Source organism: Streptomyces sp. SID486 (assembly GCF_009865385.1).
In the GTDB taxonomy this organism is placed as follows: domain Bacteria; phylum Actinomycetota; class Actinomycetes; order Streptomycetales; family Streptomycetaceae; genus Streptomyces.
The window spans coordinates 70,814-81,507 of record NZ_WWJT01000547.1; the positions used below are offsets into that span (position 1 = coordinate 70,814).

11 protein-coding genes are annotated in these 10,694 nt (G+C 74.0%); 4 read left to right on the top strand and 7 right to left on the bottom strand.

Features of this window, described 5'->3' with window-relative positions; all coding sequences use genetic code 11:
- A complete protein-coding gene (gene efeU / locus GT045_RS25400; RefSeq protein ID WP_161287135.1) occupies nucleotides 1-873 on the top strand; it encodes an iron uptake transporter permease EfeU in 873 nt (290 codons plus the stop codon).
- Nucleotides 833-1,828, top strand: a complete 996-nt coding sequence (locus tag GT045_RS25405) for a hypothetical protein (protein WP_161335569.1) — start codon at nucleotides 833-835, stop codon at nucleotides 1,826-1,828. The genes efeU and GT045_RS25405 overlap by 41 nt, the downstream gene beginning before the upstream one ends.
- 19 nt (nucleotides 1,829-1,847) lie before the next feature.
- On the opposite strand, the gene GT045_RS25410 is transcribed toward GT045_RS25405, so the two are convergent.
- The 5 genes from GT045_RS25410 to GT045_RS25430 all read right to left on the bottom strand — a co-directional run bounded on the left by GT045_RS25410 (nucleotide 1,848) and on the right by GT045_RS25430 (nucleotide 6,880).
- Nucleotides 1,848-2,585, bottom strand: coding sequence for a bifunctional DNA primase/polymerase (locus tag GT045_RS25410; protein WP_161287137.1), 738 nt, complete (start codon nucleotides 2,583-2,585; stop codon nucleotides 1,848-1,850).
- A 196-nt stretch (nucleotides 2,586-2,781) separates the two neighbouring features.
- Entirely contained in the window at nucleotides 2,782-3,396 is a 615-nt protein-coding gene (locus GT045_RS25415; protein ID WP_161287138.1) for a TetR/AcrR family transcriptional regulator, read from the bottom strand.
- Between the two features lie 30 nt (nucleotides 3,397-3,426).
- On the bottom strand, nucleotides 3,427-4,404 hold the full coding sequence (locus GT045_RS25420) for a small ribosomal subunit Rsm22 family protein (RefSeq protein WP_161287139.1): 978 nt from the start codon (nucleotides 4,402-4,404) through the stop codon (nucleotides 3,427-3,429).
- 53 nt (nucleotides 4,405-4,457) lie between these two features.
- Entirely contained in the window at nucleotides 4,458-5,639 is a 1,182-nt protein-coding gene (locus GT045_RS25425; protein ID WP_345942751.1) for a serine hydrolase domain-containing protein, read from the bottom strand.
- Complete coding sequence (locus tag GT045_RS25430; RefSeq protein WP_161335570.1) at nucleotides 5,579-6,880, bottom strand: multidrug effflux MFS transporter; 1,302 nt, start codon at nucleotides 6,878-6,880, stop codon at nucleotides 5,579-5,581. The genes GT045_RS25425 and GT045_RS25430 overlap by 61 nt, the downstream gene beginning before the upstream one ends.
- 155 nt (nucleotides 6,881-7,035) lie before the next feature.
- On the opposite strand from GT045_RS25430, the gene GT045_RS25435 reads away from it, so the two are divergent.
- Entirely contained in the window at nucleotides 7,036-7,794 is a 759-nt protein-coding gene (locus GT045_RS25435; RefSeq protein WP_161295837.1) for an SDR family oxidoreductase, read from the top strand.
- A gap of 419 nt (nucleotides 7,795-8,213) precedes the next feature.
- Here GT045_RS25435 and GT045_RS25440 read toward each other — a convergent pair whose 3' ends face one another.
- Both GT045_RS25440 and GT045_RS25445 read right to left on the bottom strand, forming a co-directional pair.
- Nucleotides 8,214-9,587 (bottom strand): D-alanyl-D-alanine carboxypeptidase, encoded by a 1,374-nt coding sequence (locus GT045_RS25440; RefSeq protein WP_345942752.1) that lies wholly within the window; start codon nucleotides 9,585-9,587, stop codon nucleotides 8,214-8,216.
- A 394-nt stretch (nucleotides 9,588-9,981) separates the two neighbouring features.
- Nucleotides 9,982-10,308 (bottom strand): nuclear transport factor 2 family protein, encoded by a 327-nt coding sequence (locus tag GT045_RS25445; protein ID WP_161335571.1) that lies wholly within the window; start codon nucleotides 10,306-10,308, stop codon nucleotides 9,982-9,984.
- A 128-nt stretch (nucleotides 10,309-10,436) separates the two neighbouring features.
- Here GT045_RS25445 and GT045_RS25450 point away from each other — a divergent pair.
- Nucleotides 10,437-10,694, top strand: a 258-nt coding sequence (locus tag GT045_RS25450) for a DoxX family membrane protein (RefSeq protein ID WP_161335572.1), incomplete at its 3' end; no start/stop codon positions are given.

A 10,694-nucleotide genomic window follows, 5' to 3' on the forward strand; every position in this document is an offset into this window, starting at 1 on the left:
GTGTTCTCCAACTACCTGATCGGCCTGCGCGAAGGGCTCGAGGCGTCCCTCGTCGTCTGCATCCTGATCGCCTACCTGGTCAAGACCGGCCGCCGGGACGCCCTGCGGCCGATCTGGACCGGCATCGGCATCGCCGTCGCCATCGCGATGGGCTTCGGCTGCGCCCTGGAGTTCGGCTCCCAGGAGATGACCTTCCAGGCGCAGGAGGCGCTCGGCGGCACCCTGTCCGTCGTCGCCGTGGGCCTGGTGACCTGGATGGTGTTCTGGATGCGGCGCACCGCCCGGCACCTGAAGACGGAGCTGCACGGCAAGCTCGACGCGGCCCTCTCCCTGGGCACCGGCGCGCTGGTCGCCACCGCGTTCCTCGCCGTCGGCCGGGAGGGCCTGGAGACCGCGCTGTTCGTGTGGGCGTCGGTGCACGCCGCCTCCGACGGCACCCCGCGCCCGCTCGTCGGCGTGGCCCTCGGGCTCGCCACGGCCGTCCTGCTCGGCTGGCTGTTCTACCGGGGCGCGCTGAGGATCAACCTGGCGAAGTTCTTCACCTGGACCGGCGGCATGCTGGTCGTGGTCGCGGCGGGCGTGCTCGCCTACGGCTTCCACGACCTGCAGGAGGCCGACTGGATCCCGGGTCTGACCGACCTGGCCTTCGACATCAGCGGCGTCATCCCGCCGGACAGCTGGTACGGCACCCTGCTGAAGGGCGTGTTCAACTTCCAGCCGGATCCGACGGTCGTCCAGATCACGGTGTGGGCGCTGTATCTGGTCCCGGTACTCGCGCTGTTCCTCTCCCCGGTAGGGTTCGCCTCCGGAAAGGGGAAGGTGAAGGAGCCCGATGACCAGGGAACGCAGCCGTCGACGGCTTCGCAGGCGTGACCGGAACGCACTCATAGCGGCCTCGCTGACCGCTTTGTCGCTGGCCGCGAGCGGATGCGTGGTGGTCCACGGGGAGCGCGCGGTGCTGCCCGCCGCCACCCGTGCCGAGGCCGCCGAGGCGGTCACCGCGTTCACGGACGCGTACAACAAGGCCGACAAGGCGTTCGACAGTTCCGTGGACGCGCCCTACGTCACCGGCGCCCTCGCCGACATCGACTCCGCCCGGCTGAAGGCCGGGCACGTCAACAACCCGTCCGGGAACCCGCACCACACCCCGCTGAAGCTGACGGACGTGCACATCGCGATCCCGAAGAAGGCGGGCTGGCCCCGCTGGTTCGTCGCCGACGCCAAGGGCGACAAGGGCGGCGACTACCGCTGGGTGATGGTGTTCACCCGGGGCGACCTCGGCGAGCGGTGGCGGGTGGCCTATCTGACGCTCATGACACCCGGTTCCGTACCGCGGTTCACGACGGACGAGGACGGCTGGGCCGAGGCCGTGCCGGCCGATTCCGTACGACTCGCCGTCCGGCCCGCCGACCTGAGCCGGAAGTACACGGCCTACCTGCGGGACGGCGGCGAGGGCTTCGCGGACAACGGCAACACCAGCGGCCTGCGCGCCCAGCGCCGGAAGGCGGCCGAGCGGCCGGGCCTGGTGCGGCAGTTCATCGACGAGCCGCTCACCCACGGCGACTACGCGCCGCTCGCGCTGCGCACCGAGGACGGCGGGGCGCTGGTGTTCTTCGCCACGCACCACTACGAGAAGCAGACCGCCGCCGCCGGCACCTCGGTCCCCGTCCCGAACAAGGACGTGCAGGCCCTCACCAAGGGTGAGGTGAAGCAGTCCCTGACGCTGGAGTCGATCGCCGACCAGGTGGCTCTGGACCCGGCACCCGGCAGCGGCCCGGTGCAGGTGCTGGCGCGGGTCCAGGGGCTCACGGCCGCCCAGGGCGAGTGAGTGCCGGGGCCGCCCGCCCTCAGTGGCGCGGAGGCCAGGCCGTGCTCTGCTGCCCGGCCTCGGTGCCCACGTGCCGGGCGCAGGCGTCGGTGAGCGCCTCCAGCAGGGTCAGCGGGTCGGGCAGCGGGTGCTCGGGGCCACGCGACCAGCGCACCCGCTGGTCGTCGCCGGGGAGCCGGGCGGGCGGTACGAGGACGTAGGAGCCCCGGCAGTGCCAGCGCAGGCCGGGATGCTCGTCCATCGTCTCCGGGTGGCAGTCCAGCTCGCAGGGCCACCACTCGTCCTCGTCCTCCGGGGTGCCCCGGGTGAGGGTGAAGAACAGCATGCGGCCGTCGTCGCTCTCGGCGACGGGCCCGACCTCGACGCCGGAGCCGAGCAGCCGGTCCAGGGCCTCGCGGCCGGCCTGGAGGGGCACGTCGAGGACGTCGTGCACCATGCCGGTGGCGGTGATGAAGTTGGCCTCGGGCTCGTTCCGGGCCCAGCGCTCGATCTGGGCGCGGTCGGTGGTGGACTGCGTCTGCCAGGCGAACGACACCGGGTGCCGGGCCGGGGTGGGGCAGCCTACGCGGTCGCAGGAGCAGCGGTAGCCCGGCGCGGGGTGCGCGGCGGGGGCGAGCGGCAGGCCCGCCCCGGCGGCGGCGAGCAGCAGGGCCTCACGGCCGCCTTCGTCGGCGGCGTCCTCCTTCGGCCGGCGTCCGCGCAGCCACTGGGAGAGTTTGCCCTGCCGGCCGCTCCGGCCGCCGAACGTCGCGCTCATCTATCCCCTCGGTCTGGTGGTCGGTCTGGTGGCCGGTCTGGTGGCCGCCTCGCCGGTGTGCGGACAGCATGCCTCATCGTCCCATCCTCGTGTGCCCCGGGGGGTCGCGGGACGGTTCAGGCGGAACCGGACGAGACGATCCTCACAGCCACCGGTCCCGGCCCGCGCACCGGTGGGCGGTGGGTCGGCCGGCCGGTCAGCGTGGGGCGATCCCGTGCAGCGCGTACTCGACGAGGGTGTCCGTGTAGTCGTACGTGATCGGCCCGGTCCGCTGCAGCCACCGCTGCGCGAGCGGTGAGACGAACAGCTCCAGCGCGACGCGGGGGTCCACGTCCGTGCGCACGTCCCCGGCGTCCTGGGCGGAGCGCAGCCGTGCGACGTACAGCTGGAGCTGCGGTTCGAGGAGCTTGCTGACGAACTCGCGGCCGACCTGGTCGTTGACCAGCCCTTCCGCGGCCAGGGCCCGCGAGGGCACCTCGAAGCGCGGGTCGAGCAGCTCGTCCACGGTGGCCCGCAGGACCGCCTTGAGGTCGGCGGCCAGGTCTCCGGTGTCCGGGATGGCGTACGGCTCCTGCCCCGCCGCCTGCGCCAGCCGCTCGCCGAGGTCGAGGAACGCCTCCAGCAGCACGTCGGCCTTGGACGACCACCACCGGTAGATGGTCTGCTTGCCGACCCCGGCGCGGGCGGCGATGCCCTCGACGGTGGTCCTCGGGTAGCCGACCTCGCCGACCAGGGCGAGGGCCGCATCGTAGATCGCCCGGCGGGACTTCTCGCTGCGGCGGGTGGCGTCGGGGGCGGGCTTGTCGACCATGGGGTCGAAAGTAACAAGCGGCGGGCGCGGCTACGACACGGAGTCGGCCGGCGGCCAGGCGTCGCCCCAGTCCGCGTCCCGGGCCGCCTTGTACAGGTCGCCGTGGCGTCTGGTGACGGTGATGCGGCGCAGCTGCTCCTCGGCCTCGCACAGGTCGAGGAGTACCTGGCCCTTGCGGATCTGGGGGCGCCGGACCACCCGGGCGGGGGCCGGACCGGCGGGCAGCCGGGTGGCGGCGACGTAGGAGAACTTCTCGTCCTCGTACGCCAGGGAGCCGCCCTTGACCTGGCGGTGCAGGGAGGAGCGGCCGACCCGGGCGGAGAAGTGGCACCAGTCCGTGCCGGGCACGATGGGGCAGGCGGCGCTGTGCGGGCAGGGGGCGGCGATCCGGAACCCGGCCCGGATCAGCCGGTCGCGGGCCTCGATGACGCGGTCGTAGCCGGCCGGGGTGCCGGCCTCGACGATCACGACGGTCCGGGCGGCGCCGGCGGTGGCGTCGACGAGGGCGGCCCGGTCGGCCGCGGAGAGTTCGTTGAGGACGTAGGACACGGTGACGAGGTCGGCCGCGTCCAGGGTGAGGTCCGCCCCGATCCGGGCACGCTGCCAGCGGGCGCCGCGCAGGTCCGGGTTGGCGGCGGCGATCCGCCGGCCGAGGGCGAGGGCGGGCTCCGCCCAGTCCAGCACGGTGACGCCGCGCTCACCGGGCCAGGTGGCCGCGACGGCCCAGGTGGCGGCGCCGGTGCCGCCGCCGACGTCGACGTGGCTGCCGGGCGTCCAGCCGGGGAGGGCTGCGGCGAGCGCCTCCAGCGCCGAGCGGACCGCCTCGAAGGTGGCGGGCATCCGGTAGGCGGCGTACGCGGCGACGTCGGCGCGGTCGCGCAGGATCGGCGCGTGGGTGGGGGTGGCTCCGCGGTAGTTGGCGATGAGCCGGTCCACGGCGGCGGTCAGTTCCGTGGGGGGAAGACCGTCGAGCAGTTCGGCCAGTGCGGCGCGGAGGGGGTCGTTCACCCGGCGATTCTATGGCGCCGCGGGCCGGCGCCGGCGCGCCGGTGGGAGGCCGGTCAGATCACCGCCCGCGCCAGCCTGGTCGCCAGCCGTGCCCGCGGTCCGCTGTCCGGCGGCCGGCGTCTCGGGTGGACCGTGTTGGCCAGCAGGATCAGGAAGGTGTCCGTCGCCGGGTCCAGCACCAGGGACGTGCCGGTGAAGCCGGTGTGGCCGGCCGCGCCGCGGCCGGCCAGCTCGCCCATGAACCACGGCTGGTCCAGGGCGAAGCCCAGTCCGGGCGGGGTGAACAGCAGATCCACGAAGTCGGGGCCGAGGATGCGGGCGGGACCGTACGAGCCGCCGCAGAGCAGGGCGCGGCAGAAGACGGCGAGGTCGGGCGCGGTGGAGAACAGGCCCGCGTGGCCGGCGACCCCGCCGAGCGCCCAGGCGTTCTCGTCGTGGACCACGCCCCGCAGCATGCCCCGGTCGGCCTTGGCCCAGGGGCGCCGCTGGTCCTCGGTGGCCGCGGCACCGGGGCAGGGTCCGAAGCCGGTGGAGGCCATGCCGAGCGGCCGGGTGATGCCGTCCCGCACGAGGACGTCGAGGCCGCGTCCGGTGCAGCGTTCCAGCACGTGCTGGAGCAGGAGCAGGTTCAGGTCGGAGTAGACGTACCGGCCGGGCTCGGTGACGGGTGCCGAGGCCCGCAGCAGGTCCAGCCGGGTGGCGTCGTCGGGGCAGTCGTACAGGGGGAGTTCGGGGCGCAGTCCGGAGGTGTGGGTGAGCAGCTGCCGTACCGTGACGCCGTACACGGCGGCCGCGTGGAACTCGGGCAGGTAGTCGCCGACGCGGGCGTCGATGCCGAGGGTGCCGCGCTCGATCTGCTGCACGGCGGCGACGGACGTGAACAGCTTGGTGAGGGAGGCCAGGTCGAAGGGGGTGGCGACGGTGGCCGGGACCCGGGCGGCGGGCGGCAGTTCCACGCCGGTGCCGGTCCCGGGGTCGTGGGAGGCGTAGCGCACCGCCCAGCCCGCGGCCTCGGCCACGGCGATCACGGGTCCGCGGCCGGCCAGCACGACGACGCCGGCCGCCCAGGGGCGCTCACCGGCGGTGAGGGCGTGCGCCTCGGCGACCAGGTGACCCAGCTCGACGGGGTCGAGCCCGGCCCGCTGCGGTGCGCCGGCACGCAGTCTCGGTGTGCTCAGCTTCCGTCTCCCTCCGACACGGCACGGGTGCTCTGCCGTGCCGTCCAGGGACGGCACATTCCCACGAAGCAGGCGGCCGCGACCAGAGCGCCCGCCAGTTGGACGACGGCCATGGGGACGGCGGTGTGTTCTCCGGCGATCCCGACGAGCGGGGAGGCGACCGCGCCGACGAGGAAGGAGGTGGTCCCGAGCAGCGCGGAGGCGGAGCCGGCGGCGTGCCGGGTGCGCAGCAGGGCGAGGGACTGGGCGTTGGGCAGGGTGATGCCCATCGCGGACATGAGGACGAACAGGGCGGCCGCGACCGGGACGAGGCCGGTCTCGCCGAAGGCACCGCAGGCCATCAGCAGCAGCGCGGTCGCCGCGAGCACGATCACCGCCAGGCCGGTCCCGAGGACCTTGTCCAGGCTGACCCGGCCGACGAGCACCTTGCCGTTGATCTGGCCCGCGATCATCAGGCCGACCGAGTTGAGGCCGAACAGCAGGCTGAAGGTCTGCGGGGAGGCGCCGTAGATCTCCTGGATCACGAACGGGGAGGCGGATATGTAGGCGAAGAGCGCGGCGAAGGCGAAGCCGCCGGCCAGGGTGTAGCCGGTGAAGGGCAGGTCGGCGAGGAGGCCGCGCATCGCGCGCAGGGCCTGGCCGACTCCGCCGCCGTGCCGGTCGGCGGGCGCCAGTGTCTCGGGAAGCCGCCGCCAGACGACGACGGCGAGCAGGGCTCCCACGGCCGTGAGGACCACGAACACGCCCCGCCAGTCGGTCACCCGCAGGATCTGTCCGCCGATCAGCGGGGCCACGATCGGCGCGACCCCGGAGATCAGCATGAGGGTGGAGAAGAAGCGGGCCATGGCCACGCCGTCGTAGAGGTCGCGGACGACGGCGCGGGCGATGACGATGCCGGCCGCTCCGGCGAGGCCCTGGACCAGCCGGAGGGCGACCAGGGTCTCGACGTCGGGCGCGACGGCGCACAGCGCGGTGGCGAGGAGGTAGACGGCGAGGCCGGCCAGGAGCGGGCGGCGGCGGCCCCAGCGGTCGCTCATCGGGCCCACGATCAGCTGCCCGAGCGCCATGCCGGCCAGGCAGGAGGTGAGGGTGAGCTGGACGGTGGCGGCGGGGGCGTCGAGGGCGCGGGTGACCTCCGGCAGGGACGGGAGGTACATGTCCATGGCGAGCGGGGGTGTGGCGGTGAGACCGCCGAGGACCAGAGTGACGAGCATGCCGGTACGGCGGGTGGCGGCGGGGTGCCGGGTGACGGGCGGGTGGTCCGCCTTCGGTGTCGGTGCCGGCGCGTGCTCGGACATGTTTCCCTCCCTCTCGAGCGCTGAGCAGGCACCTATGCTCTCAGCTCGCACAGGCTGCCGGGGAACACCTGCGCGAGACGGGACGGAGGGCCAGAGTAACCGTATGGCGGACATGTGATTCCGCATGACGGACTGCGCGCCTAGGCTGCGGAACCATGACTGACAGGCAATCGAAGATCGCGGTGGTGACCGGCGCCGGTTCCGGCATCGGGCGGGCCGTCGCCGTGGAGCTGCTGCGCCACGGCTGGTCGGTGGCGCTGGCGGGCCGGCGCACCGAGACGCTGGCGGAGACGGCGGCCCTGGCACCGCGGGCCGACTCGCTCGCGGTGCGCACCGACGTGTCCCGGCCGGACGACGTGGACGCGCTGTTCACGGCGACCGTGGCACGGTTCGGCAGGGTGGATCTGCTGTTCAACAACGCCGGTACGTTCGGTCCGGGCGGGGTGCCGGTGGAGGAACTGCCCTACGACGCCTGGCGGCACGTGGTCGACACCAACCTCAACGGGGCGTTCCTGTGCGCCCAGGCCGCCTACCGGCGGATGAAGGAGCAGGACCCGCAGGGTGGCCGGATCATCAACAACGGCTCCGTCTCGGCCCACGCGCCCCGTCCGCACTCGGTCGCCTACACCGCGACCAAGCACGCGCTGACCGGTCTGACCAAATCGCTGTCCCTGGACGGGCGGCCGTACCGCATCGCGGTCGGGCAGCTCGACATCGGCAACGCGGCCACCGACATGACGAGCCGGATGCAGACCGGCGCGCTGCAGGCGAACGGGGAGGTAACCCCGGAACCGGTGATGGACGTGGCCGATGTGGCGCGCACGGTACGGCACATGGCCGAACTGCCGCTGGAGGCGAACGTGCAGTTCGCGACGGTTCTGGCGACGGCGATGCCCTACATCGGACGGGGCTGAGCCGCGCCCCGCCGCGCATACAAGCGGAACTCCGACATCCGCGGTATTGCGACCGGTCGCGGACGTGTGCTCAACTCTCCTCCACGGGAGCTTCACAGTTGGACCACGAGAGTTCCGCGGCCACTCCGAGGGGGGGCGGCGGCGGCCGTTCCACCGCACCGGGGTCGGGGGCGGGCCCGGCGCAGAGCGCGGGCCGGACGCCGGTGGATGGAACGGCCGCCGCCCGCATACCGCCCGGCCCGCTCAACTCCGCACGTCCCGCGATGACTTGGCGCCGCCCCACTCCTGAGCGGACCCCCCCCATCACCGGCCCACGCCTCAACCGGGCACCGCGGTGCCCCGCCAGGCGCCGCGCCGCTCAACCGGGCGCCACGCCCGCCCAGCCGGACACCGCGCTCCTCTGCCGGGCGCCGCGCTCCTCAGCCGGGCGGCTCGTCTCCTCCGAGGCCGTGTCCGGCGCCTACTCCGGTGCTGCGGCCGGTGCGTCCCCTGGTGCCGCGTCCGGTGTCTCCTGCGGTGCCGCGTCCGGTGTCTGCCCTGGTGCCGCGTCCGGTGTCTCCCCTGGTGCCGCGTCCGGTGCCACGGCCGGTGCCTCCCCCGGTGCCGCGTTCGGTGTCTCCCCCGGTGCCCCGGCCGGTGTCTCCTGCGGTGCCGGCCGTGGACCGCGCGCTGCGCCGGCGCAGGGCCCAGACTCCGGCGCCCAGCAGGGCGGCCGCCCCGGCCGCGCCCTCCGCCAGGCGCCAGGACGAACCGCCCCCGGCCGCGGAGCCGGGCGCTCCGGCCGCCGCCGGCCCCGTCTTCCCCCCGGACGCCGGGCCCGTGCCCGGCCTCCTCTCGCTGAGCGGCTCGACCAGTGCCCCCACGGCCCGGGCCGAACGCCCGTGGGTGAAGCCCCAGTCCAGCAGCGCGGCGGTCTGCTCGTAGACGGCGTTGCCGCCTGCGTCGGGGTGCATCACGGTGACCAGGAGGGTGCGGCCGCCGCGGGTGGCCGCGCCGGTGAAGGTGTTGCCGGCGTGGCTGGTGTAACCGTTCTTCACCCCGATGAGGCCGTCGTACGTCTTCAGGCCCCACGCCCCGGTCAGCAGCCGGTCGGTGTTCTGGATCTGGAAGGTCTTGCTGCCGCCCGCCGGGAAGTCGGCGATCCTCGTGCCGCAGTAGCCGCGGAAGTCGGCGTCCCGCAGACCGTGGCGGGCGAAGAGCGTGAGGTCGTACGCCGAGGAGATCTGCCCCTTGTGGTCGAAGCCGTCGGGGCTGACCACCCGGGTGTCCAGGGCCCGCAGATCCTCGGCTTTGGCCTGCATCTCGGCGACGGTCTTCGCGATGCCGCCGTTCAGGTGGGACAGCACGTGCACGGCGTCGTTGCCGGAGCGCAGGAACACGCCCTGCCACAACTGCTCGACGGTGTAGGTGATACCGGGCTTGATGCCGACGAGGCTGGAACCGGCCGGGACGTCGGCGAGGTCGGCGTCGGTGACCCGGTACCGTTCGGCGCGGTCGAACTTGTTCAGGACGGTGTCCGCGAACAGCATCTTCAGGGTCGACGCGGGCGCGAGCGGCCGGTGCGCGCCGAAGGAGGCGAGGACCTCTCCGCTCGCGCAGTCGGCGACCAGCCACGAGCGGGCGGTCAGCTTCGCGGGCAGTCCGGAGGCACCGCGTACCTGGACGCCGACGCGAGCCAGACGTTCGCCGCCGACGACCGTCGTCGCGGCGGCCTCGGTGGCCGTGGACAGGGGGAGGGCGGCGACCGCCAGCCCGAGGGCGGCACGCCGGCTGAGCCGGGAACATTCACGCACCCGGGGACCGTACACCGCGTGGAGCAGGGGTTTCGTGATCGAAGCCACGGACGGCACGGAATTTGCCGCGTTATGAAAATCCGATGCGCCGCCCCCGTGCCGGCCCCCGCGAGCACCGAAGTCGCCGGTGGACCCGCCCCGCCCATCCGCCCGGGCCTCGCCGCACCCGCCCGTGAAGAGGGCCTACGGGAGGGCGGTTCGGGCGCCGCCTCTGCTGCGGCCCGCACGCCCCGGGACGGCCGCCTCTTCGCGGACCGCACGCCCTGGGACGGCCGCCTCTTCGCGGACCGCACGCCCTGGGACAGTCATCTCTTGGCGGACCGCACGCCCCGGGGGCGCCGGAAGCGGGCGGCGCACCGGCGGGGCACGGGGACCGCGGCGCCCGCTCGCCGGTTCACGCCTGCCCGGTCTCGAACCGTGAGATCCGCCCGTCGTCCCCGACGGTGAAGGACCACCTGGTGCGCATCTCGCCCCAGGTGTCGTTGCGGTAGCGGGCCACCAGGGTCCGGCCGCCGTCGGACTCGTTGTCGACGTCCATGTGCCCGCGGGAGGAGAAGATCTCCTGGTCGATCCACTCGGCGAGGTCCCGGTCCGAACCGTCGTCCGCCATGGTCGCATCCGGTGCGAGCAGCGACAGGAAACCCTCGCGGTCATGGGAGTTGACGGCGTTGACGAAGGCCCGGACGGCCGGGTCGCTGAGCTTGGCTGGCTGAATCGTCATGGCGCCAGGCTCACACCGCCGCTCCGGGGCCGCCACCCGAACGGCAGCGAGAACAAGCCGGGCGGGGCCGCCGGTGCGAGGGTTGGGGCCACGGGAGGGACCTGTCCGCCTGTCTGCCGGGAGTCGCCGTGAGCTGTTACGACCGTCGTGATCTGGGCCTGCTGATGCTGCGGCTGAGCACCGGCGGGGTGCTCGCGGCCCATGGCGCGCAGAAGCTGTTCGGCTGGTTCGGCGGGCACGGCCTGGCGGGTACCGGGCAGTTCATGGAGTCCGTCGGGTATGCGCCGGGCCGGGCGAGCGCCACGGCGGCGGGTCTGGCGGAGGCGGGCGGCGGCGTACTGCTGGCGCTGGGTCTGGCCACCCCGGCGGCGGGTGCGGCGGCGGCC